We start from the raw sequence: 21,135 nt of genomic DNA, 5'->3' as shown, positions 1-21,135 counted from the left end.
GATCAGACGCGTTCAACGATGGTGGCAATGCCCATGCCGCCGCCCACGCACAGGGTGGCCAGGCCGTAGCGCAGTTGCCGGCGGTGCAGCTCGTCGATCAGGGTGCCCAAGATCATGGCGCCGGTGGCGCCCAGCGGGTGGCCCATGGCAATGGCGCCGCCGTTCACGTTCACCTTCTCGTGCGGCACGCCCATTTCCTGCATGAACTTCATGGGCACGGCGGCGAAGGCCTCGTTCACCTCGAACAGGTCGATCTGGTCAATGGTGAGGCCGGCCTTGGCCAGCACCTTGCGCGTGGCCGGCATGGGGCCGGTGAGCATGATGGTCGGGTCGGCGCCCGACAAGGCCACCGCCACGATGCGCGCACGCGGCGTGAGGCCGTGGGTTTTGCCGGCGGCCTCGCTGCCGATCAGCACGGCGGTGGCGCCGTCCACGATGCCCGAGGAGTTGCCCGCGTGGTGCACGTGGTGGATGCGCTCCACCTGCGGGTAGCGCTGCAGCGCCACCGAGTCGAAGCCCATGGCGCCGAGCTGCTCGAACGAGGGCTTGAGCGCGGCCAGCGTCTGCACCGTGGTGTGGGGTTTGATGAACTCGTCTTCGGCCAGGATGGTCTGGCCCAGGCGGTCTTTCACCGGCACGATGGAGCGCTGGAAGCGGCCCTCTGCGCGGGCAGCGGCCGCACGGCGCTGCGATTCCACGGCGAAGGCGTCCACGTCTTCGCGGCTGAAGCCCGAGAGCGTGGCGATCAGGTCGGCGCCAATGCCCTGGGGCACGAAAAGGGTGGCGCTGTTGGTGGCCGGGTCTTGTGCCCAGGCGCCGCCGTCCGAGCCAATGGGCACGCGGCTCATGCTCTCCACACCACCGGCCACCACCAGGTCTTCCCAGCCGCTCTTCACCTTCATGGCGGCCATGTTCACGGCCTCCAGGCCCGAGGCGCAGAAGCGGTTGAGCTGCACGCCCGCGCACTGCCAGTCCCAGCCGGCTTTCAGCGCCGCCACCTTGGCGATCACCGAGCCTTGCTCGCCCACCGGCGAGACCACGCCCATCACCACGTCGTCCACGGCGGCGGTGTCAAACCCGTTGCGAGCCTGCAGGGCGGTGAGCACACCGGCCAGCAGGTCGATGGGCTTGACCTCGTGCAGGCTGCCGTCTTTTTTGCCCTTGCCGCGCGGGGTGCGCACGGTGTCGAATACAAACGCCTCGCTCATCGCCTTGTCTCCTGTGTCACGGGGTCACTGGCCTCGTGTTCGCCGGCAGTATAGACTTTTGCCGAGCAATTGCTTGGTGAAATTCCCCTGGCCCGTCAAGCGGGCGACACCCCGCTGGAGACCCTTCATGCGCCTGGCCGTTTTGTCTGATATCCACGGCAACCTGCCCGCCCTGGAGGCGGTGCTGGCCGATGCCCGTGCGCGCGGCGCCAGCGCCTTTGTGAACCTGGGGGACATCCTCAGCGGCCCTTTGTGGCCGCGCGAGACGGCGCACTGTCTGATGCCGCTGGGCTGGCCCACCATCGCTGGCAACCACGAGCGCCAATTGCTGGCTTGCGAGCACCAGGCCGGGGGCTTTTCGGATGCCTGGGCCTACGCCCAAACCACGCCCGAGCAGCGGGCCTGGCTGGCCAGCTTGCCGGCGTCGCTTGATCTGCCAGGCGGCGTGCACCTGTGTCACGGCCACCCCGGCAGCGATCTGGAGTATTTGCTGGAAACTGTGCGGCCCTCCGGCTCGCGCCCGGCCACGGCCGATGAGGTCTCGGCCCGGCTGGGCGACGGGGCGGCCCGACGCGCCGCCTTGCTGCTCTGTGGCCACAGCCACCTGCCGCGCCTGCTGTGGCCCGGTGCCGGGGCACCGCTGTGCGTCAACCCCGGCAGCGTGGGCCTGCCGGCGTTTGACGACGACCACATTGCCTTTCACGTGCACCAGACCGGCAGCCCGCACGCCCGCTATGCCCTGTGCGAACGCTCGGCCAGTGGCGACTGGACGGTGGCTCAGGTGGCGGTGGCCTACGACTGGCCCGCTGCGGTGGCCCGAGCGCGCGAGCAGGGCGCGCACGACTGGGCCGGCTGGCTGGCCACCGGCCTGGCCTGACCCGATTTCCCTTTCCCCTTCATCACCACAGGAGACAACATGATCGAACGCACCCTCTTCAACGCCGACCACGAGTCCTTCCGCGACGCCTTCCGCCGCTTCATGGAAAAAGAGATCGCGCCCTTCCACGAGGACTGGGAAGAGCAGGGCTATGTGGACCGCGAGGTCTGGCGCAAGGCCGGTGAGAACGGCTTTCTGTGCATGACCATGCCCGAGGCCTACGGTGGCTCGGGGGCTGACCGGCTGTACGCCGTGGCGCAGATGGAAGAGCTGGCCCGTGGCGGCTATTCGGGCATCGGCTTTGGGTTGCACAGCGAGATCGTGGCGCCGTACATCCTGCACTACGGCACCGAGGAGCAGAAGCAGAAGTACCTGCCCAAGCTGGCCAGCGGCGAGATGGTGGGCGCCATCGCCATGAGCGAGCCGGCCGCCGGCAGTGACTTGCAAGGCGTGAAGACCACTGCCATCAAAAGTGCCGATGGCTCGCACTACGTGCTCAACGGCAGCAAGACCTTCATCACCAACGGCTGGCACGCCGACCTGGTGATCGTGGTGGCCAAGACCGACCCCGCCGCTGGCGCCAAGGGCACCAGCCTGTTCCTGATCGAACGCGGCATGCCCGGTTTCGAGAAGGGCAAGCGCCTGAAGAAGCTGGGCATGAAGGCGCAAGACACCTCCGAGCTGTTCTTCGACAACGTGAAGGTGCCGGCCGAGCAGCTGCTGGGTGGCGCCGCCTTTGAGGGGCGCGGCTTCATCTGCCTGATGGAGCAGCTGCCCTGGGAGCGTGTGCAGATCGCCATCGGCGCGGTGTCGGCCGCGCAGGCCGCCATCGACTGGACGGTGCAGTACGTGAAAGACCGCAAGGTCTTCGGCCAGCCCGTGGCCAGCTACCAGAACACCCGCTACACCCTGGCCGAGCTGCAGACCGAGGTGCAGGTGGCGCGCGTGTTCGTGGACAAATGCTGTGAGCTGGTGGTGAAGGGCGAGCTGGACACCGCCACCGCCAGCATGGCCAAGTACTGGTGCTCTGATTTGCAGTGCAAGGTGATGGACGAGTGCGTGCAGTTGCACGGCGGCTACGGCTACATGTGGGAATACCCCATCACCCGCGCCTATGCCGACGCACGCGTGCAGCGCATCTACGGCGGCACCAACGAGATCATGAAAGAGGTGATCTCGCGCCAGATGGGCCTGGGCGCGCGCTGAGCCCGGCACCCGCCTGGCTCAGCGGCCGGGCAGGTGAATGGTGCTGGCCGCCCCGGCCGGCGCCTCGAAGTCGGCCACCACCCAGGTGCGGGTGGGGTGGTCAGCCAGGTCGGCGAACACCTCGCGCAGGAAGCGGATCGAGCCGCCGTCCAGCGCGGCAAAGGGCTGGTCGATCAGCGTGAGCGGCTGGCCCGAGGCCAGCGCCGCCGCCAGCGCCACCTTGCGCCGGCTGCCGGTGGAGAGCATGTACAGGGGCTTGTCCAGGTGCGGCGCCAAGGCCAGGCCGTCCACCATGTCGGCCAGGGCCTCGGCCGAAAAGCGCGGGAAATGGCTGGCCATGCTGTCCAGAAAAGCGGCCGCGCTGATGGCGTCGTGCGCCTCGCCTTGCACGTTCACCCAGGCCACCTGTGCCCGGTAGTCGGTCGGCGATGCGTCGAGCCAGTGGCCGTTGGCGCACAGCCGCCCGCCACCGGGCACGAGCTCGCCCCCCAGCAGGCGCAACAAGGTGGTCTTGCCGCAGCCCTCGTCGCCCACCAGCCAGTGCAGCCCGGGGCCAAGGTCAAACGAGAGGTCTGGAATGAGCGGTGCCTGGCCGGGCCAGGCGAAGTGCAGGTGCTCGGCGATCAGGTGGCAGGGGGCGGTGGCCATGGCTTGGTTCAGTACGGCACGCGAAAGCGCGTGCCCCGGTGGTTCAGCACGGCGCTGCGCGGGCCGATGGATTCGAGCACCACGCCCGGCGCGGCCTCTTGACCTTCTTGTACCACCCGGCCGTTGGCGATGAGCATGCGCAGGGCCGGGTTCTCGGCGTAGGTGGCGCCACTGAGGTTGAGCGCGGGCAGTTGGGCGCGCTGTTCGGCGGGCAGGTCGGCCAGGCGGGGCAGGGTCTCGGCTGGCTCGGCGCCCTTGGCGCTGTTGGCGCTGTTACCGGTTTTGGCGTGGCTGGGAGCGGCGGTGGCCTGGCCCGTGGCCGGTGCGCTGGCTTCGGCGCTGGGCGTGGCGGGTTTGGTTGGGGCCGGCGGCGGGGGCGGCGCCAGCAGGGGCACCACCGCCGTGGCCTGCGGGGCGGGGGGCGGCGCCACGTCGGCCGGTGGGGCTGGCGGGGCAGGTGGCACAGGCACTGTGTTGGCCGGGGCCGGTGCGGCGCTGGTGGGGGCGTTAGTGGGGGTGTCGGTGGGGGTGTCGGCCGGCCAGGCCCACCAAACCACCACGCCCGCCACGGCCACGCCGGCCAGCCAGGCGGCCAGGCGCACGGCCCTGCGGCGGGCCTGGTCCTGGGGGCGGCGCTCGGGAGCGCTGGCCACGGTGGGCGAGTTCAGCTTGGGCACGCGGCCGAGTTCGCGTTCGGCGTCGGCGCGGCGCAGGGCGTCAAGGATGTAGGACATCGGGGCTCGGCCTCAGGATCGCGGGGCGCTCAGGCGCGGCTCGTCCACGCCGCTGGCCAGGTTGAGTTGCATCAGGGTGATGGGGCCGGCCACGCCCTCGGCGTCGATGCCCTGGCTGCGCTGGAAGGCCTGCACGCGCGCGGTGAGCTGGGCAGCCGAACTGGGCACGGTGCCCTTGGCCTGCAGGGCGGCGATGCGCTCGCCCACCCAGGTGGCGGCGGCGGTCTGGCGGGCGTCGGCCACCCGGGCGCGCAGGCCTGGCGGCAGGCGCCAGAGGGTTTCGTAGCTGCCGTCCCAGGCATCGGCCAGTTGGGTCAGGGGCAGTTGCCAGCGCTGCCCGCCGGCCTGCAGCCACGCGGCGTCGGCGCTCATGGCGGTGAGCAGCACGCGCCCCCGCGAGCGGTCGGGCAGTTGAAGGTCGAGGACAGCCGGGCGGTCAAGCTGGCGCAGGCCGTGCAGGGTCATGCGCTGGGTGCGGTAACACTGCACGCCTTGGCGGGGTGCCTGGTTGCAGGGCGCGGCGCCACTGAGCGGGGTGCCCCACAGCGTGGACAGCTCGGCCCAGGCGGCATCGGCAGAGGCGATCAGCGCGCTGCCGGGCGGAAGGCCTGGCGTGGCAGCGGGGGCTTCTGGCGTGGGCGGGGCTTTTGGCGGCGGGGGCGCTTGTGGTTCGGCCGCAGGGGCGTTGGCCGGGGCTTGCGCGGCAGCCGCGCTGCTCTCTGGCGCGAGCGAGGCCACGGGCGTGGCAGGTGCCGCCACGGGCCGCTGGCCCTGCCACCAGGCCCAGGCGGCGCCGGCCACCAGCACCGCACCGGCCGCCGCGCCCAGGCCCAGGTACAGCGCGCGCTCGGGCAGCGGCGAGGGGCCTGTCTCGGCGGGCCCTTTGGTCGGGGTGTCAAACACCTCTTGGGCGGCCTTGTCCACCGTGGCGCGCTCCACCCGGGCTTGCCCCGTGGCGTAGGTGCCGAGCAGGGCGCGGTCGCACAGCAGGTTGATGCGCCGTGGCACGCCGGCGGTGAGGGCGTGCACCCGCTGGATGGCGGCATCGGAAAAGGGCAGGGGGCCTTTGAGGCCGGCCACGTCCAGGCGGTGCTGGATGTATTGGCGGGTCTCGGCGGGCGTGAGCGCGTCCAGGTGGTAGCGCGCCACGATGCGCTGGGCCAGTTGCTCCAGCTCGGGGCGGGCCACCAGGCCGCGCAATTCGGGCTGCCCGATCAGGATGACCTGCAGCAGCTTGTGTTCGTTGGTTTCCAGGTTCGTGAGCAGGCGCAACTGCTCCAGCACATGGGGGCTGAGGTTCTGCGCCTCGTCGATCACCAGCACGTTGCGCAGGCCCTGGGCATGGCTGCGCAAGAGGTGGTCATTGAGCGGGTCGAGGTGGTCTTTGATCGTGGCCGGGCCGGGGCCGGGGGCTTTCACCTCAATCTGGAACTCCTGGCAGATGCTGCGCAGCAGATCGCCCACGGTGAGCTTGGGGTTGAAGAGGTAGGCCACCCGGCAGGGCTCGGGCAGTTGCTCCAGGAAGCAGCGGCAGATGGTGGTCTTGCCGGCCCCGATTTCGCCGGTGAGCAGCACGAAGCCGCCCCCGCCACGCACGCCGTACAGCAAATGGGCCAAGGCCTCGCGGTGGCGCTCGCTCATGAAGAGGAAGCGCGGGTCCGGGGCGATGGAGAAGGGTTCCTGTTGAAGGCCAAAGTACTCAGCGTACATGGCCCCGAGCATACCGGGTAGGGTAGGGGTGGGCAAACGCCGCGGGGCGCACCCGCGGCGCTGACGCCTCAGGCCGCCAGGGCCATGGACTTGGGCGCGGCCGCCTTGCTGGTGCTGACCGGGCCGCAGGCGATTTCACCAGCGATCTGGCCGCCTTCCTCGATCACCAGCTTGCCGTAGCGCACATGGCCCGTCACCTTGCCGGTGGCGTGGATCACCAGCTTCTGGCGCACGGTGAGGTTGCCCTCGAAGGTGCCGCGGATTTCGGCAATGTCGATCTCGGCCGAGCCCTTGAAGGCGCCCTGCTCGGCGATCTGGATCACGCGCGAGTCCATGGTGGCCTCCACCGTGCCTTCCACCACCAGGGTGTCGCAGTCGGTGATTTCCACGCCCTTGAGCTTGATGTTGGGGCCCACGGTCAGCTTGCTGCCGCCTTCGGGCGTGGTGGTGCTGGCGGCCGGGGTGGCGGTTGCCGGCTCAGGCTCGGCCGCCGGCGGGGTGATGGGGGGCGGGGTCACCGCGGCGGCCTGGCCGTAGCGCGGGGTGGCCATGCCGCTGTTCAGGGGCTTGGGTTGTTCGAATTCGCGTTTGCCGAAGTGCAGTGCCATGGGTGCTCCTGTTGTGTGGTGTTGACAGAGCCCCTCATGCTAGGGAACCAATGGCTTACATCCCGCGCGATCACGTAAGAGGGGTAACGAGGTGAACCGTACCCCTGCTTGCGTGTGTTTCATTCGGGCGCAAGGCCGGCGCGGCGCGCGTCCATCTCGCGGATGAGCGCGCGCGCCTCGTCGCCCTCGGGAATGGGGCGGCCGCTGTCGCGCCATTGCACGGCGGCCTTGAAGCCGGCCTCTTGCGCATAGCGGCGGAACCACAGGCCTTCGGGGTTGTGGCGGGTGATGCCGTCGAACACCGTGGCCAGCGACTGGGTTTGCTCCAGCCCCATGGTGAGCATCACCTGGTTGATCACCATCTTGTGCATCGCCAGGTGGCCGCGCGGCACCCCCGCGATGCGGCTGGCCAGGCGCAGGGTGGCGGCCTCCAGCTCGGCCAGGGGCACGGTCTCGTTGGCCAGGCCCCAGGCGGCGGCGGTGCGGCCGTCGATCACGTCGCCGGTGAACATGAGCTGTTTGGCGCGGGTGGGGCCCAGGCGGTACGTCCACATGGCGGTGGTGGGGCAGCCCCACACGCGGGTGGGCATGTAGCCGATGCGGGCGTCTTCGGCCATCACCAGCAGGTCGCAGCACAGGGCGATGTCGCTGCCCCCGGCCACGGCCGCGCCGTGTACCTTGGCGATGGTGGGCTTGGCGCAGCGCCACAGGCTCATGAAGTCGTCGGTGTTGCGCTTCATGTAAGCGTAGTCAACCATCGGGTCCCAGGGCGTTTTTTCCTGCTGGCAAGGGTGTTCGATGTGTTGCTCGGCGGTGTCGGCCAGGTCGTAGCCGCCGCAAAAACCCTTGCCCGCGCCTTCCACCACGATCACGTGCACCTCGTCGTCGCGCTCGGCCCATTCCACGGCGGCGCGGATCTCGCGCGGCGTGTCGTCGTTGATGGCGTTCAGCCGCTCGGGGCGGTTGAGCAGCAGGCGGGCCACGCGGGGCTGCTGGGGGTCTTTGTCGATGCGAAGGGTGCTGAAAACGGGCATGTGGTCTCCTCTGGGTGGTGGGGTGGCTCTGGGGCCGGCTGCAGCATAGGCCGGGTGCCAAGGGTTCGCACCCAGGGGAATCCGCCACATGCCCCTGTGCAGCGCGGGTTGAACCCGGCGCGCCTGGCGCCCAAGGGGGTGGCGACTTAAAATCGCGCGTTTTCCTCGCTGCCCGCGCCACGGGTCTGGACCAGCCCATGAACGCCCCCCTCGACGTCTCCTTTTTCGCGCGCGCGGCCAAGCCGATCACCAGCTACCGCCCGTATTGGGCCAAGCGGTTTGGCACGGCCCCCTTCCTGCCCATGAGCCGCGCCGAGATGGACCAGCTTGGCTGGGACAGCTGCGACATCATCCTGGTCACGGGCGACGCCTATGTGGACCACCCCAGCTTCGGCATGGCCGTGATCGGCCGCGTGCTCGAATCGCAAGGCTTTCGCGTGGGCATCATTGCCCAGCCCGACTGGCACAGCGCCGAGCCCTTCAAGGTGCTGGGCAAGCCCAACCTGTTCTGGGGCGTGACGGCCGGCAACATGGATTCCATGATCAACCGGTACACCGCCGACCGGAAGATCCGCAGCGACGACGCCTACACCCCTGGCGACATCGGCGGCAAGCGCCCCGACCGCGCCGCCATCGTTTACAGCCAGCGCTGCCGCGAGGCCTTCAAGGACGTGCCCATCGTGCTGGGCGGCATCGAAGGCAGCCTGCGCCGCATCGCCCACTACGACTACTGGAGCGACAAGGTGCGCCGCTCCATCGTGGTGGACAGCAAGTGCGACCTGCTGCTCTACGGCAACGCCGAGCGCGCCCTGGTGGAGGTGGCCCACCGCATCGCCGCCCGCGAACCGGTGGAGAACATCACCGACGTGCGCGGCACCGCCTTCATTCGCCGCCCGCACGACCCCAGTGCCGAGGGCTGGTTCGAGATCGATTCCACCGAGGTGGACACCCCGGGGCGCGTGGACGAGCACATCAACCCCTACCTCACCACCAGCGAGCAGGCGCAGGCCCAAGGTGCCAGTTGCGCCAAGGAAGACGGCGAGGCTGAGGCCGCACCGGCGGATGCACAAGGCGCCAGCGTGAAGCCGCTCACCTTTGTGCCCAACCCGGCGCTGCAAGGCAAGGGCAAGCGCCCACCGCGTGAGCGCACCGTGATTCGCCTGCCCAGCTACGAGCAGGTCAAGAGCGATGCCGTGCTCTACGCCCACGCCAACCGCGTGCTGCACCTTGAAACCAACCCCGGCAATGCCCGCGCCCTGGTGCAGGCCCACGGTGAGGGCGCGACCGCCCGCGACGTGTGGATCAACCCGCCGCCCATTCCGCTGACCACGGCCGAGATGGACCACGTGTTCGACTTGCCGTATGCCCGCAGCCCGCACCCGGCCTACGCCGACGAGCACGGCCGCCACGACGGCGCCACCAAGATTCCGGCGTGGGAGATGATCCGCTTCAGCGTGAACATCATGCGCGGCTGCTTCGGCGGCTGCACCTTCTGCTCCATCACCGAGCACGAGGGCCGCATCATCCAGAGCCGCTCAGAGGAATCCATCATCAAAGAGGTGGAGGACATCCGCGACAAGGTCGAGGGTTTCACCGGCGTCATCTCCGACCTGGGCGGCCCCACCGCCAACATGTACCGCCTGGGCTGCCGCAGCCCCGAGATCGAGGCCGCCTGCCGCAAGCCCAGTTGCGTGTACCCCGGCCTGTGCCAGAACCTCACCACCGACCACGGCCCGCTGGTCAAGATCTACCGCCGCGCCCGCGCGCTGCGCGGCATCAAGAAGATCCTGATCGGCTCGGGCCTGCGCTACGACCTGGCGGTGAAGAGCCCCGAGTACGTGAAAGAGCTGGTGCAGCACCACGTGGGTGGCTACCTGAAGATCGCGCCCGAGCACACCGAGCAGGGGCCGCTGTCCAAGATGATGAAGCCCGGCATCGGCAGCTACGACCGCTTCAAGACCATGTTCGAGAAGTACAGCGAAGAGGCCGGCAAGAAGCAGTTCCTCATCCCGTATTTCATCGCGGCCCACCCTGGCACCAGCGACGAGGACATGATGAACCTCGCCCTGTGGCTGAAGAAAAACGGCTTCCGGGCCGACCAGGTGCAGACCTTCTACCCCAGCCCCATGGCCACCGCCACGGCCATGTACCACAGCGGCCTGAACCCGCTCAAGGGCATCCACCGCGATAACGGGCCGGGTGGGCGCGGCGAGCGGGTGGACATCGTGCGCGGCGAGAAGCGCCGGCGCCTGCACAAGGCCTTCCTTCGCTACCACGACCCGAACAACTGGCCGCTGCTGCGCGAGGCGCTCAAGGCCATGGGCCGCGCCGACCTGATCGGCAACGGCAAGCAGCACCTCATCCCCACCTTCCAGCCGCTCACCGACGGCGGCTACCAGAGCGCCCGGCGCAAGAACAGCACCCCCGTGGGCAAGCCCAGCGCCCGTGCCGCGGCGGTGGTGAAACCCGGCACGCCCGCGCCGCGCAAGGGCCAGGTGCTGACCCAGCACACCGGCCTGCCGCCCCGCGCGGGCACGGCCGGCGCCAAGGCGCGCAAACCTCGTTGAGTTTGAGCGGAGAGATCGCGCGGCGGGCGCTGGCTCAGGCCAGCGTGTGCAGCGGGATGTCGCGCTCGCTGGCGAGCTGGTCCAGTTCGCGGCGGCTCTTGCCGGCCAGGAAGCGGGCCACGGCTTGGTGGGTGGCGGGCAGCATCATGGTGGCCATGCCCTTCATGGCAATGCCGGCGGCCTCGCACAGGCGCGCGGCGAAGTGCGGCTCCAGCGCCGCCACGGCCACGCGGCCATCACGGCAGGGGTAGACGCGGTAGCCCGCGTGGGCGCCGCCCACCGCGCCGTGGGGCTGGGTCAGGCCCCATTGGCGGGGCAGGGCCAGCCAGGCGGCCGCGTCCGACAGCGCGACCGACTGCACCGAGCCCTTGCCCTTGGCGCGCTGCACCAGCACGGCTTGCAACACCGCTTCGCTGGTCATGAGCGCGCCGCCCATGTCGGCAAACAGGGTGGCCGGCAGGTCCAGCCCGGTGACCAGGCCCGCGTCGGCCAGGTAGGTGAGGTCATGGCCGGGTTCTTCGGCGCGCTCGCCCGGCGCGCCCAGCACGCACACCATCGACAGCTTGGGGTACTGCTTGTGCAGCGCTTTCCACTCCAGGCCCAGCTTGCGCAGGGCCGAGGGCCGGAACGACACGATCAGCACATCGGTGCGCGCCAGCTCTTTGTGCAGCCCGGCCTGGCCCTTGTCGGTCTTCAGGTCCAGCGTGCGCAGCTTGATGCCCTCGTGCATCTGCGCGTAGGCGGTGGGGTTGTACTGGCCCATCGGGTCGCCGCTGGCGCCGCCGGGGCCAGGCGGCTCGATCTTCAGGCAGGTGGCGCCCATGGCGCGCAGGCGCATGAGGGCGCCCGGGCCGGGCAGGTTCAGGGCGAGGCTGAGCACGCGCACGCCGCGCAGGGGCTTGAGGGGGGAGGGGAGCATGGGGAGGGCGTCGTCGGTTGTCGAAGCCCACACTGTAGCCAGCCACCCTGGCCCTGAAACGCAAACGGGCGACAGCGTCGCCCGTTGCGGTGAAGGCAAGCCCGATCAGGCTTCGCCGAAGTTCAGGGGCAGGCCCACGTAGTTTTCGGCGATGGTGCGCAGGCCCGACTCGGAGTGCATCAGGTAGTCCAGCTCGGCCTGCTGCAGCTTCGTGTTGATGTCGCCCAGCTCGGTGAAGTTGTGCATGATGGACGTGAACCACCACGAGAAGCGCTCGGCGCGCCAGATGCGCTTGAGGCAGCGCTCGGAGTAGCTGTCGATGCCGGCCTCGCTCTTGTCCTTGTAGAACTCGATGAAGGCGGTGGACAGGTACTTCACGTCGGTGGCGGCCAGGTTCAAGCCCTTGGCGCCGGTGGGCGGCACGATGTGGCCGGCGTCACCGGCCAGGAACATGCGGCCAAAGCGCAGCGGCTCGGTCACGAAGCTGCGCAGCGGCGCAATGCTTTTCTCGATGCTGGGGCCGGTCACCAGCTTTTCGGCGGCTTCCGGGTCCAGGCGCAGCTTGAGCTCGTCCCAGAAGGCCTGGTCGCTCCACTGTTCCACCTTGTCGGTCAGCGGCACTTGCAGGTAGTAGCGGCTGCGGGTTTCGCTGCGCTGCGAACACAGGGCGAAGCCACGGTCGCTGTTCACGTAGATCAGTTCGTGGTGCACCGGCGGCGTGTCCGACAGCAGGCCCAGCCAGCCGAAGGGGTACACCTTCTCGAATTCCTTGATGGACGAGCGCGGCACGCTGGCGCGGCACACGCCGTGAAAGCCGTCGCAGCCGGCGATGAAGTCGCACTCGATGGTGTGCGTCTGGCCGTCTTTCTCATAGGTGACGCGGGGCTTGGCGGTGTCGTAGTCGTGCACCTGCACATTGCCGGCTTCGTAGATGGTGGGCAGACCAGCGGCCTGGCGCGCCTCCATCAGGTCTCGGGTGACCTCGGTCTGGCCGTACACCATCACCTTCTTGCCGCCGGTGAGCTTTTCCAGGTCAATGCGGTGGCGCTCGCCGTTGAACAGCATGTCAAAGCCGGTGTGCACCAGGCCTTCGGCGTGCATGCGCTGGCCCACGCCCGCTTCGTCCAGCAGGTCAGTGGTGACCTGCTCCAGCACGCCGGCGCGAATGCGGCCGAGCACGTACTCGGGCGACTGGCGCTCGACGATCACGGCGTCGATGCCCGCCTTGTGCAGAAGTTGACCAAGCAGCAGGCCAGAGGGGCCCGCGCCAACGATGGCGACCTGAGTGCGCATGGGAAGAGTCTCCAGAAGGGGAATGGCAAGGGGTTCCGGCAAGGCGCCGGCAACGGTGGCCGCGAGAATAGGGAGCCCTACGGGGTTGGGCAATGTTGGCGAGGCAACATTGCGCGATTGGTGGTTGTGCTGCGCGATCATCGCGCAGCATTGCCAAACCCCGGATAATGCGCGCCATGTCCACCAGCCACACGCCCATTGCTCGCGTCGATTTCATCGAGGGTCTGGCCAAAGGCCTGTCTGTGCTGGAGAGCTTTGACACCCAGCGCCAGCGCCTGAACGCCACGCAGGCGGCCGAGCGCGCGGGCCTCACCCGGGCGGCCGCGCGGCGCCATCTGCTCACCCTGGCCCACCTGGGCTACCTGGAAACCGATGGCAGCCACTATTGGCTTTCACCCAAGGTATTGCGCTTCTCTGGCAGCTACCTGGCCTCGGCCCGCTTGCCGCGCCTGATTCAGCCCACGCTCAACCGGCTGGCGGCGCTCACGCGCGAGTCGTTCTCGGCCGTGGTGCTGGACGAAGACGAGGTGGTCATCGTCGCGCGCAGCGTCTCACCGGGGGGGCAGCGCCTGATGGCTTATGGCCTGCACCTGGGGGCCCGCCTGCCGGCGCACGCCACCTCCACCGGGCGGGTGCTGCTGGCTGCCAAGTCGCGGGGCGAGTTGTCGGCCTGGCTCAAGGGGCGAGAACTCGCGCGGCTCACGCCGCGCACCACGGTGGACCACAAGGCCTTTCGGGCGGTGATCGATCAGGTGCGCGCCGACGACTTTGCGGTGGCGCGCGAAGAACACGAACTGGGCGTGTTCGCCCTGGCGGTGCCCTTGCGCAATGTGCAGGGCCAAACCCTGGCGGCGCTGAACGTGGTGGCCTCGCCGCAGCGCCTGGAAGAGAGCACCCTCAGGCAAGACCTGCTGCCCTTGTTGCTGGACGCCGCTCGCGAACTGCGTCCCTTGCTCTGAGGCTCAGGCTGGCGCCAGGGCCAGGTCGAGCCAGGGCCGGATAGCCTCCACCGCGGCCTGGTCGGGCTCGTCCACGGTGGCCGCGTCCAAGGCCATCACCTCGCCCACGCGCCGCGCGCCCAGGTCGCTCAGCAGGGCGTCGAAACGCAGCCCGCCGCCCAGGTAGGTGGACGCGTACGAGCTGTCGCCCAGGGCCACCACGCCGTAGCGCACATGGCCCAGGTAGCGAGGCTCGTTGGCCAGCGAGGCCGCCAGCGCCTGGGCGTTGTCGGGCACGTCACCCGAGCCGTGCGTAGCGCAGCAGATCAGGTGGCAGGTGGCGGTGCCGGCGTCAAAGACCGAAATATCCAGGTCGTCCATGCGACGCACCTCGACTTCGTCAAAGCGGTCGCCGGCGTCGAAGGCAATGGCCTGGGCTACCGATTCGGCGTTGCCGTAGGTGGTGCCCACAAGAATGAGCAAGCGGGTGGGAGAGGGCATGGTGGGGAGAAGCTCGGGTGCGGGGTGAAGCCTTCAGCAGCGCGTGAGGGTAGCGCCAGTGCGAAAGGGCATGCCGTGGTGTGGTCAAGCGGCCAGGACGCTGCCGCACGGCTACCCGGTCACATCGCGACGGACGCGGACGCCGCCGCCGCCCTGCGGGCCACCTGGGCAGGGGGGCTTTGCCACACCATGTCCAGCCATTGCAGCAAAGGCAGCCACTCGTTCACGCGCCGGTCTCGCTCTGGCCGCTGGGTGTCGAAAAGGCCCATTCCCGCCTCAATGAGTTCCGGGTAGACGGGGTCTTCGGTGATCACGCTCAGCACCGGAAAGGGCGCCTGCAGGGCGGACAGGCGCCGCCGGCCGCTGTCACCAGGGGGCCAGCGCATGCCCACCAGCGCCACCGGGCAGCGCCCGGCGATCACCTTGTGGTGCCGCTCGAGCAAGGCCAGCAGCACCTTGGTGGATTCCAGGTCGAACAGCGAAGGCCCCACCGGCACCACCACCGCATCGGCGTACATCAGCAGCTTGGCCAGGGTGTAGTGGTCCAGGCCACTGGGGGTGTCCAGCACCGCATGCGCCGTGCTGGGTGGGGCGGGAAAGACTTTGCCCAGGTCGATCACCCAGGGCCGGATGGGTGTGCACTCCATCGGGCGCACCTTCAACCACGAGCGAACCGACTTCTGCTTGTCCAGGTCGCCGATCATCGCGCCCGAGTGGCGGCTGGCATACCAGGACGCCAAGGTCGTGGCCACGGTGCTTTTGCCACAGCCTCCCTTGCTGTTGATCACGGCCACGACTGACATTGATACCCCTTGGATTCAGGTCGCTTGAACTCGAGTCTGGTTCGTGAGGAACCAGGCCCAGGTGGTGTCGCAAATCTCTTGCACGCTTTTTCTGGCCCGCCAGCCCAGCACCTCGTGTGCGTAGCTCATGTCGGCCACCAGGCAAGGCGCAGCGCCGGGCGCCCCGAAGCGGCGGCTCCAGGCCAACTCGCGCAGGGTGGTGTGGCCCATGCGCTTGACCATGTCCAGTTCAGACGTGGCCATGCCCGTGCCGACATTCACCGTGAAGGAATCGCCGTAAGTGTTGGCGGTTTGCAGCCCCGCCACGATGGCAGCCGCAGCGTCTTCCACGTGAATGAAGTCGTGCACCCCCGAGCCGTCTTCGGTGGGCAGGTCGCAGCGAATGCTGGTGGCAAGCCCATCGGTCGCGGTCTTGCACAGCTGGGGCAGGAGTTGCTGCAGCTCTCGTGCATCCAGTGGGCCCAGCAGGCCACTCTCATGACCGCCAGCCAGGCTGAAGAAGCGGTACACGCCCACGCGCCAGGCCGCGTCCAGCAGGGGCAACTCGCGCACCAGTTCCTCAAGAATGATGTGGTGCACACCCCGGGGGCTGGATGGCATGCGAACCGATTGTTCGGTGAGCGGGCGCCGGTCGATGGAGCCCGCGTACACCTCGGCGCTGCTGGCCACGTGCAGTTGGAGAACGCCCTGGTTTTCCATCTCGTTGAGCAGACAGGCCATGGGGTCGAGTGTTTGCGCGATGCGGGTGTCCAGGCTGTCGCCGGGTCTGGCGATCGCCACGCCCGGCTCCAGGTGCACCACCGCGTCAAAGCGCTCTGCACCCAGAACGCGGCGCAGCAGTTCCGGGTCTCCAGACCAGCCTTCCACGAAACGGGTGGGGTGCCCCAGCAGTGTGTTCAGGCCATTGAGGTGGTGACGAGTGCCCTCGTCCCACATGTCCATGGCCACAGGCGTCATCCCCTTTTGGCTCATCAAAAGGCACAGATGACTGCCCAAGAAACCCAAGCCGCCTGTCACAAGGACTTTCATGCCTCAATTATGCTATCTTTGACAGAAATATCAGATTAACTGAAAAAGATATTATTCGTTCGGCGTGACAAGCGGCACATCCGGTGCTGCCCGACGCCAAGCCATGGTCCTCATGCGGGAGCGCCGACATGTTTACAAAGCCGAACTCACGGGACACAGCGGCCGCCGGCCTGAAGGGCGCGATGAGCAGCGCCGCCAGCGGCCCCAAGCTGCAGAACGACGAATCGCTGGGTTATGTGGTGGTGGACTCGAAGGCCACCTTCCGGGGTGAGCTGGTCACTGAGGGAGACATCGTGATTGACGGTGTTTTCGAGGGGGTGATCCAGGGCCGCAAGCTCATCGTCACGGCCAATGGTCGGGTGGCGGGCAAGGTGCGGGTGGACACCGCCAAGGTGTCCGGCATCGTGGAGCCAGAGATTCACTGCCGCGAGGTACTGGAGATCACCAGCACCGGCACCGTCAGGGGCAGCGCGGCGTTTGGTGGCCTGGTGGTCGCCATGGGCGGCAAGCTCTACGGGCAGACCGCCGAGTACGTGCCCGAAGCGGGCGCCGAGGTGCACGGCACGCCGGCCGGGCCACGGCGCGGCCAGCTTCAGGCGGTCGAAGTCAAGACTCTGCAGCCATGAACATGACCGTCAGCGACAACCCCATCCTGCCCAGCCGATCGCGCGCCTACTCGTTGCGCCAGCACATGCGTGCGCGCTGGCGGCACAGTGCCCTGCAGCTCATCGAGCACACCGATCACCCTGAGCGCCGCATGGCCCGCGCTTATGTGGACACGGTCGAGCGGCCCCGGCCGCAGGACTACGCCGCCTGTTTTCAGTGGTCGCTCTTGCCCGAAGCGGCCGGCAGGCCCGACGCCCTGGGCGCGCTGGCCACCGATCTGCTCGTCCGTGCGGCCGAAGCGCCTGGCCTGGACTCGGCCATCAATGGCCCGCGCCTGAGCAACTTCAGCAAAGGCTTCTACGGCGATGAGTCCCTCCAGGCCATGGGCCAGTGGCTGGCCAGCCAGTCAAACGAAGGTCTGGTCTTGTCGCGCGTGGACATCGAGCACTACCCCGCGCAATGCGCCATGGTGCGCCGAGCCCTGCGCTGCCTGTCCCAGCTCGCCCCCGAGGTGCACGACGACCTTACCCAGATCGTGAGCGACGTGGTGCTGTGCGTGGCGCAGGCAGACCCCAGCCTCACGCCTGGCCCGGTGCGCTCGCTGTGCTCTTTCGGGGTCTGGGGGGCGGTGTTCCTGAACGTGCAAGCCCACCAAGACGAACTCGACTACCTGGTGTCTGTGGTGTTTGAGGGAGCGCGGCTAGGCCTTCTGGCCTGGAACACTGACCAACCGACGCCGGGCCTGGCCGCAGACGCCAAGGCGAAAGAGGGTGCTGCGGGCAATGGCCTGACCGAACCCGACCGGCGCGTGCAGGCCGCCTTCGCCACCGCGCGCCTGGCGCTGGTGCTTCAGCGGCTGCAAGAGCGCACCGTGTCGGCATCGGTCGGGCAAACGCCCGGCATCACCCGTCGCCGCACCTTCGCCACGCCCTGGACCTCGCAGCGCCTGCTGGCCGAGCAACAGCAGGCGGTGGAGCGTTTCTGGGCGCTGGGCGCTGCCCTTGAGCAAGACAGCGCCCTGTCCCCCGAGGGGCAGGCCTTGATGCACCACTGCTGCAGCTTCATGGCCGACACCTTTGGCTGGCCCGCCGGCCTCAAGGGCTGACGCCGAGCCCGGCACGATGTGTTGTTTAAATGATAAAAACAATAATTGACACTTTAAACAAATTTTGTGACGATATCTCCGGCGCCCGTGCTTGGGCGCCAACCCCTTGAATCTTTCTTTACCCCGAGAAAGTTAAGCCCCTGATCTTGCGATCAGGGGCTATTTTTTTGTGCGAGTCGGTCTTGCGCGCTGCAAGCCCCGCAGGGGCGAATTCAGCGCAGGGCCTGCAGGCGCGAGACCGCACCGCCCAGCCACTGGCTGGTGCTGCCCAGGTATTGGCGCTCTTGGTTCACCCAGTCGGCAATGGTGGCGCGGCTCAGGCACTCGCCTTGCTGGTCGGTCAATTCCAGCAGCGCGCCCAGGCGGCGCACCGAGCCCGACCATTGCTGGCTCGCCTCGCGGCGCAGCTGGTCAATCGTCTCGCGCGTGGCCTGGTTGGTGCGGCAGGGTGAGGAATCGCGGGCGCGCGTGGCGCACTGGGCCAGCTCGGCGCGCTCTTGCCACAGCGCATTCAGCCGGGTGAGCTGGGCGGCCAGTTTCTGCGCCGTGGCGTCCCAGCCCGCCCGAATGCTGCCCACCTCCAGCGACAAGGCGGTGCGGGCCGCTTCGTCCAGCGGGCCCTTGGGTTCAGGGCACTGCTCGCTGGTCCATTGCTGCAGCAGCTGCGCGGTCTGTTCCAGGGCCCGCAGTTCGGCCGCCACCCCTTGGGGCACGGCCAGCCGTGCCTCGGTGGCCTGCGCGCTGGCGCACACCAGCAGCGCACCGACGCAGGCCAGGCGCAGGCGGCGCATCCCGGCACCTTGGCCAGTGGCCTGGGGCAAGCCCGGGGTATGCGACGAACGGTACCGGTCAAAAATCACGCTCAGGTCCTAAAAAACACCATTAGATCATTATTGGTGTTTCGAGGTGGCAAAATCGGCATGTTCTCGAAGGTGGTGTTTTGCATCTCCTTGCGGTAGCCGTGGGGAAACCCTTTTCTCCTCGGGCGCTACCGGCTCCGATTGGCCCCTCCCAGTCCCTTGCCCTCCATGCGTCTTGGTTCCGAGTCCATGTCAGCCCCGGCGGCACTGCCCAGTGACGACTGGGAGCACACCTGGTACCTGGCCTACAGCCAGCCCAGGCAAGAGCGCTTGGCGGCCGAGCAGTTGGCCAACCAGGGCTACCTGAGCTATCTGCCCCTGTGCGCGCCCGCCGGCCGGCGCCGCGGCGCCGAGCAACCGGCACCGGCGCTGGAGCCCATGTTCCCGCGCTACGTGTTCTTTCGGCGTGGCAGCGCGCAGCAGGCCTTGAGCCCGGCGCGCCACACCCGCGGCGTGAGCACCCTGGTGTCGTTCGGCACCTGCCCGGCCACCGTGCGGGCCGATCTGGTGGAGGCCGTGCGCGAGGTGGAGCGGCTGCGCCGCGCGAGCGACGCCGACCCCACCCCCCCGTTTCGCGTGGGCGACCGTGTGCGGCTGTGCGAGGCGCACCTGCAGAACCTGCAGTGCATGGTCACCGCCGTGTCTGGCCAGCGCGTCTCGCTGCTGCTGCAGATCCTGGGCCGCGAGAAAGAGGTTTGTGTCCACCACACCGCGGTGGAGCCCGTTTGACGCAGCAGCCCCACGCGCCCTTGCGCCTGCCCTTTGTCTTGTTTCAACGCCAATGCGTCTGCCCGGGCCTTGCCCGCTGACCCCAAGGCCATTCCCCTGAGCCCATGCCCCGTTTCGTTTCTTCCCCGATGCGCCGCCTCGCGGTAACGGCCGCCCTCAGCGCCACCGCCCTGGGCCTGGCTGGCTGCAGCTTTGCCCCCGGTCTGCCCGCCGCCATGGGCTTCAACCCCGACGCCGTGTCGCGCGCCCAGGCCACGGCCGCGGCCACCGCCGTGGCATCGCGCGTTCAACTCACGCCCATCACGCCCGGGCTGATTCGCGAACAGGCCCAGGCGCAGGCCAAGGTGTCGGCCGAGGTGGAGGCGCTGCTGGGCGGTGCCGACCAGGCCTACCGCGTGGGCCCGGGCGACGTGCTGGCCATCACCGTGTTTGACCAGCCCGAGTTCAACACTGTGCAGGCACCTGGTCAGCCCGCCGGCGCCGGTGGTGGCGGCTATGTGGTGTCGCACGACGGGCGCATCCAGTTCCCCTTCATTGGCTCGCTGCCGGTGCAAGGCCTCACCGACGAAGAGATTCGCCAGCTGCTCAGCCAGCGCCTGGGCCGCTGGCTCAAGAAGCCCCAGCTCACCGTGCGCGTGCAGCAGTACCGCAGCGCCCGCATCTACGTGGACGGCCACGTGCGCACGCCCGGCCTGCAGGTGGTGGACGACCTGGCCATGACGCTGCCCGAGGCCATTGGCCGCTCGGGCGGCCTGTTGCCCGACGCCGACCGCACCTCGGTGGCCCTCACGCGCGACAGCCGCACCGTGCAGATCGACCTGGCCCGCCTGGTGGAGCAGGGCGTGAACCCTTCGCGCATTCGCCTGCAGCACGGTGACATGCTGCGCGTGCTCTCGCGAGAGGAGAGCAAGGTCTTTGTCACCGGTGAAGTGCTCAAGCCCGGCCCGCAGTACCTGCGCGACGGCCGCCTGCGCCTGAACGAGGTGCTGGGCGATGCCGGTGGCATCAACCCTTCTTCGGCCGACCCGCGCCAGGTGTACGTGCTGCGCACCCAGGGCGTGAGCCAGCCCGAGGTCTACCACCTGGACGCCAGTCACCCGGTGGCCTTCGCCCTGGCCGACGGCTTTGCCCTGCGCCCGCGCGACATCGTGTACGTGGACGCCGCGCCCATCGTGCGCTGGAACCGCGTGATCAGCCTCTTGCTGCCCACCGCCGCTGGCCTGAACAACCTGGACGACCTGCGCCGATGATTCGTGAGGTCTTGGTGCTTTGCATCGGCAACATCTGCCGCAGCCCCATGGCGCAGGCCCTGCTGGCGCGCGAACAGCCCAGCCTGCTGGTGCGCTCGGCCGGCCTGGCGGCCGTGGTGGGCGCGCCGGCCGACCCGTACTCCATCGAGGTGGCCCGTGAGCACGGGCTTGACCTGGTGGGCCACCGCGCCCGGCAGGTGGACGCCGAGGCCGTGCAGCGCGCCGACCTGGTGCTGGTGATGACGCGCCAGCAAAAGCTGGACACCGAGCGCCGCTTTCCGCTGGCGCGCGGCAAGGTGTTTCTGCTGCGCCAGCACGACGGCGTCGACGTGGCCGACCCCCACCAGCAACCCCGCGCCGCGTTCGAGACCGCCTACGCCGACATCGCCCTCGGCATCGGGCACTGGCAGTCGCGCCTGCGGGCGCTGCAACCCACATGACACCCGCGCCCCAGCGTTTCGCTCTTTGTTTTCCCTGTCTGGCTAAGGCCATGGCCACGGTGCCATGTGT

General features: G+C 68.7%; 21 protein-coding genes. 9 read left to right on the top strand and 12 right to left on the bottom strand.

Going from position 1 to position 21,135, the window contains the following annotated elements:
* Window positions 1-2 precede the first annotated feature (2 nt).
* On the bottom strand, window positions 3-1,208 hold the full coding sequence (locus ACE3RQ_RS08780; RefSeq protein WP_374521591.1) for an acetyl-CoA C-acetyltransferase: 1,206 nt from the start codon (window positions 1,206-1,208) through the stop codon (window positions 3-5).
* Window positions 1,209-1,335: 127 nt separating this feature from the next.
* Between ACE3RQ_RS08780 and ACE3RQ_RS08775 the strand changes: the two genes are divergently transcribed.
* Together ACE3RQ_RS08775 and ACE3RQ_RS08770 are read left to right on the top strand one after the other, a co-directional pair.
* Window positions 1,336-2,085 carry a metallophosphoesterase gene (locus ACE3RQ_RS08775; RefSeq protein WP_374521590.1) on the top strand — a complete coding sequence of 250 codons (750 nt, stop codon included), beginning with the start codon at window positions 1,336-1,338 and terminating at the stop codon, window positions 2,083-2,085.
* Between the two features lie 39 nt (window positions 2,086-2,124).
* A complete protein-coding gene (locus tag ACE3RQ_RS08770; RefSeq protein WP_374521589.1) occupies window positions 2,125-3,291 on the top strand; it encodes an acyl-CoA dehydrogenase family protein in 1,167 nt (388 codons plus the stop codon).
* 18 nt (window positions 3,292-3,309) lie between these two features.
* On the opposite strand, the gene ACE3RQ_RS08765 is transcribed toward ACE3RQ_RS08770, so the two are convergent.
* The 5 genes from ACE3RQ_RS08765 to ACE3RQ_RS08745 form a co-directional block, all read right to left on the bottom strand.
* A complete protein-coding gene (locus tag ACE3RQ_RS08765; RefSeq protein ID WP_374521588.1) occupies window positions 3,310-3,939 on the bottom strand; it encodes an ATP-binding cassette domain-containing protein in 630 nt (209 codons plus the stop codon).
* Between the two features lie 8 nt (window positions 3,940-3,947).
* Window positions 3,948-4,673 carry a general secretion pathway protein GspB gene (locus ACE3RQ_RS08760; protein WP_374521587.1) on the bottom strand — a complete coding sequence of 242 codons (726 nt, stop codon included), beginning with the start codon at window positions 4,671-4,673 and terminating at the stop codon, window positions 3,948-3,950.
* Between the two features lie 12 nt (window positions 4,674-4,685).
* A complete protein-coding gene (locus ACE3RQ_RS08755; protein ID WP_374521586.1) occupies window positions 4,686-6,383 on the bottom strand; it encodes an ExeA family protein in 1,698 nt (565 codons plus the stop codon).
* Between the two features lie 68 nt (window positions 6,384-6,451).
* Complete coding sequence (locus ACE3RQ_RS08750) at window positions 6,452-6,991, bottom strand: polymer-forming cytoskeletal protein (protein ID WP_374521585.1); 540 nt, start codon at window positions 6,989-6,991, stop codon at window positions 6,452-6,454.
* A 119-nt stretch (window positions 6,992-7,110) separates the two neighbouring features.
* Window positions 7,111-8,025, bottom strand: coding sequence for a crotonase/enoyl-CoA hydratase family protein (locus tag ACE3RQ_RS08745; protein ID WP_374521584.1), 915 nt, complete (start codon window positions 8,023-8,025; stop codon window positions 7,111-7,113).
* Window positions 8,026-8,222: 197 nt separating this feature from the next.
* On the opposite strand from ACE3RQ_RS08745, the gene ACE3RQ_RS08740 reads away from it, so the two are divergent.
* Window positions 8,223-10,592 carry a YgiQ family radical SAM protein gene (locus tag ACE3RQ_RS08740; protein WP_374521583.1) on the top strand — a complete coding sequence of 790 codons (2,370 nt, stop codon included), beginning with the start codon at window positions 8,223-8,225 and terminating at the stop codon, window positions 10,590-10,592.
* Between the two features lie 34 nt (window positions 10,593-10,626).
* On the opposite strand, the gene ACE3RQ_RS08735 is transcribed toward ACE3RQ_RS08740, so the two are convergent.
* Window positions 10,627-11,511: a CoA transferase gene (locus ACE3RQ_RS08735; RefSeq protein WP_374521582.1), complete on the bottom strand. Its 885-nt coding sequence runs from the start codon at window positions 11,509-11,511 to the stop codon at window positions 10,627-10,629.
* A gap of 105 nt (window positions 11,512-11,616) precedes the next feature.
* Window positions 11,617-12,804, bottom strand: coding sequence for a 4-hydroxybenzoate 3-monooxygenase (pobA, locus tag ACE3RQ_RS08730; RefSeq protein WP_374521581.1), 1,188 nt, complete (start codon window positions 12,802-12,804; stop codon window positions 11,617-11,619).
* Window positions 12,805-12,980: 176 nt separating this feature from the next.
* Here pobA and ACE3RQ_RS08725 point away from each other — a divergent pair, with 176 nt between their 5' ends.
* Window positions 12,981-13,763 (top strand): IclR family transcriptional regulator C-terminal domain-containing protein, encoded by a 783-nt coding sequence (locus tag ACE3RQ_RS08725; RefSeq protein WP_374521580.1) that lies wholly within the window; start codon window positions 12,981-12,983, stop codon window positions 13,761-13,763.
* 3 nt (window positions 13,764-13,766) lie between these two features.
* Here ACE3RQ_RS08725 and ACE3RQ_RS08720 read toward each other — a convergent pair whose 3' ends face one another.
* The 3 genes from ACE3RQ_RS08720 to ACE3RQ_RS08710 form a co-directional block, all read right to left on the bottom strand.
* The gene (locus tag ACE3RQ_RS08720; protein ID WP_374521579.1) at window positions 13,767-14,243 is read right to left on the bottom strand and encodes a flavodoxin domain-containing protein; all 477 of its coding nucleotides are present in this window, start codon (window positions 14,241-14,243) and stop codon (window positions 13,767-13,769) included.
* Window positions 14,244-14,362: 119 nt separating this feature from the next.
* A complete protein-coding gene (locus ACE3RQ_RS08715; RefSeq protein WP_374521578.1) occupies window positions 14,363-15,046 on the bottom strand; it encodes a ParA family protein in 684 nt (227 codons plus the stop codon).
* A gap of 15 nt (window positions 15,047-15,061) precedes the next feature.
* Window positions 15,062-16,075, bottom strand: a complete 1,014-nt coding sequence (locus ACE3RQ_RS08710) for an NAD-dependent epimerase/dehydratase family protein (protein WP_374521577.1) — start codon at window positions 16,073-16,075, stop codon at window positions 15,062-15,064.
* Window positions 16,076-16,257: 182 nt separating this feature from the next.
* On the opposite strand from ACE3RQ_RS08710, the gene ACE3RQ_RS08705 reads away from it, so the two are divergent.
* Both ACE3RQ_RS08705 and ACE3RQ_RS08700 read left to right on the top strand, forming a co-directional pair.
* Complete coding sequence (locus ACE3RQ_RS08705) at window positions 16,258-16,701, top strand: polymer-forming cytoskeletal protein (RefSeq protein ID WP_374521576.1); 444 nt, start codon at window positions 16,258-16,260, stop codon at window positions 16,699-16,701.
* Window positions 16,698-17,786: a hypothetical protein gene (locus tag ACE3RQ_RS08700; RefSeq protein ID WP_374521575.1), complete on the top strand. Its 1,089-nt coding sequence runs from the start codon at window positions 16,698-16,700 to the stop codon at window positions 17,784-17,786. Before ACE3RQ_RS08705 ends, ACE3RQ_RS08700 begins: the two co-directional genes overlap by 4 nt.
* A gap of 212 nt (window positions 17,787-17,998) precedes the next feature.
* On the opposite strand, the gene ACE3RQ_RS08695 is transcribed toward ACE3RQ_RS08700, so the two are convergent.
* Window positions 17,999-18,646, bottom strand: a complete 648-nt coding sequence (locus tag ACE3RQ_RS08695) for a hypothetical protein (protein ID WP_374521574.1) — start codon at window positions 18,644-18,646, stop codon at window positions 17,999-18,001.
* A gap of 168 nt (window positions 18,647-18,814) precedes the next feature.
* Between ACE3RQ_RS08695 and ACE3RQ_RS08690 the strand changes: the two genes are divergently transcribed.
* From ACE3RQ_RS08690 to ACE3RQ_RS08680, 3 genes are all read left to right on the top strand, one after another.
* Window positions 18,815-19,375, top strand: a complete 561-nt coding sequence (locus ACE3RQ_RS08690) for a transcription termination/antitermination NusG family protein (RefSeq protein ID WP_374521573.1) — start codon at window positions 18,815-18,817, stop codon at window positions 19,373-19,375.
* A gap of 104 nt (window positions 19,376-19,479) precedes the next feature.
* A complete protein-coding gene (locus tag ACE3RQ_RS08685) occupies window positions 19,480-20,625 on the top strand; it encodes a polysaccharide biosynthesis/export family protein (RefSeq protein ID WP_374521572.1) in 1,146 nt (381 codons plus the stop codon).
* The gene (locus ACE3RQ_RS08680; RefSeq protein WP_374521571.1) at window positions 20,622-21,065 is read left to right on the top strand and encodes a low molecular weight protein-tyrosine-phosphatase; all 444 of its coding nucleotides are present in this window, start codon (window positions 20,622-20,624) and stop codon (window positions 21,063-21,065) included. Before ACE3RQ_RS08685 ends, ACE3RQ_RS08680 begins: the two co-directional genes overlap by 4 nt.
* The last annotated feature ends 70 nt before the right edge of the window (window positions 21,066-21,135 follow it).

This window comes from Hydrogenophaga sp. (genome assembly GCF_041913525.1).
GTDB lineage: Bacteria > Pseudomonadota > Gammaproteobacteria > Burkholderiales > Burkholderiaceae_C > Hydrogenophaga.
Note: the sequence above shows the minus strand (reverse complement) of the source record. Positions and strands in the feature narration are given on the sequence as shown.

Coding starts and splice junctions, on each gene's coding strand:
- ACE3RQ_RS08780 (WP_374521591.1), bottom strand. CDS start 1,208: ATGAGCGAGGCGTTTGTATTCGACACCGTGCGCACCCCGCGCGGCAAG.
- ACE3RQ_RS08775 (WP_374521590.1), top strand. CDS start 1,336: ATGCGCCTGGCCGTTTTGTCTGATATCCACGGCAACCTGCCCGCCCTG.
- ACE3RQ_RS08770 (WP_374521589.1), top strand. CDS start 2,125: ATGATCGAACGCACCCTCTTCAACGCCGACCACGAGTCCTTCCGCGAC.
- ACE3RQ_RS08765 (WP_374521588.1), bottom strand. CDS start 3,939: ATGGCCACCGCCCCCTGCCACCTGATCGCCGAGCACCTGCACTTCGCC.
- ACE3RQ_RS08760 (WP_374521587.1), bottom strand. CDS start 4,673: ATGTCCTACATCCTTGACGCCCTGCGCCGCGCCGACGCCGAACGCGAA.
- ACE3RQ_RS08755 (WP_374521586.1), bottom strand. CDS start 6,383: ATGTACGCTGAGTACTTTGGCCTTCAACAGGAACCCTTCTCCATCGCC.
- ACE3RQ_RS08750 (WP_374521585.1), bottom strand. CDS start 6,991: ATGGCACTGCACTTCGGCAAACGCGAATTCGAACAACCCAAGCCCCTG.
- ACE3RQ_RS08745 (WP_374521584.1), bottom strand. CDS start 8,025: ATGCCCGTTTTCAGCACCCTTCGCATCGACAAAGACCCCCAGCAGCCC.
- ACE3RQ_RS08740 (WP_374521583.1), top strand. CDS start 8,223: ATGAACGCCCCCCTCGACGTCTCCTTTTTCGCGCGCGCGGCCAAGCCG.
- ACE3RQ_RS08735 (WP_374521582.1), bottom strand. CDS start 11,511: ATGCTCCCCTCCCCCCTCAAGCCCCTGCGCGGCGTGCGCGTGCTCAGC.
- pobA (WP_374521581.1), bottom strand. CDS start 12,804: ATGCGCACTCAGGTCGCCATCGTTGGCGCGGGCCCCTCTGGCCTGCTG.
- ACE3RQ_RS08725 (WP_374521580.1), top strand. CDS start 12,981: ATGTCCACCAGCCACACGCCCATTGCTCGCGTCGATTTCATCGAGGGT.
- ACE3RQ_RS08720 (WP_374521579.1), bottom strand. CDS start 14,243: ATGCCCTCTCCCACCCGCTTGCTCATTCTTGTGGGCACCACCTACGGC.
- ACE3RQ_RS08715 (WP_374521578.1), bottom strand. CDS start 15,046: ATGTCAGTCGTGGCCGTGATCAACAGCAAGGGAGGCTGTGGCAAAAGC.
- ACE3RQ_RS08710 (WP_374521577.1), bottom strand. CDS start 16,075: ATGAAAGTCCTTGTGACAGGCGGCTTGGGTTTCTTGGGCAGTCATCTG.
- ACE3RQ_RS08705 (WP_374521576.1), top strand. CDS start 16,258: ATGAGCAGCGCCGCCAGCGGCCCCAAGCTGCAGAACGACGAATCGCTG.
- ACE3RQ_RS08700 (WP_374521575.1), top strand. CDS start 16,698: ATGAACATGACCGTCAGCGACAACCCCATCCTGCCCAGCCGATCGCGC.
- ACE3RQ_RS08690 (WP_374521573.1), top strand. CDS start 18,815: ATGCGTCTTGGTTCCGAGTCCATGTCAGCCCCGGCGGCACTGCCCAGT.
- ACE3RQ_RS08685 (WP_374521572.1), top strand. CDS start 19,480: ATGCCCCGTTTCGTTTCTTCCCCGATGCGCCGCCTCGCGGTAACGGCC.
- ACE3RQ_RS08680 (WP_374521571.1), top strand. CDS start 20,622: ATGATTCGTGAGGTCTTGGTGCTTTGCATCGGCAACATCTGCCGCAGC.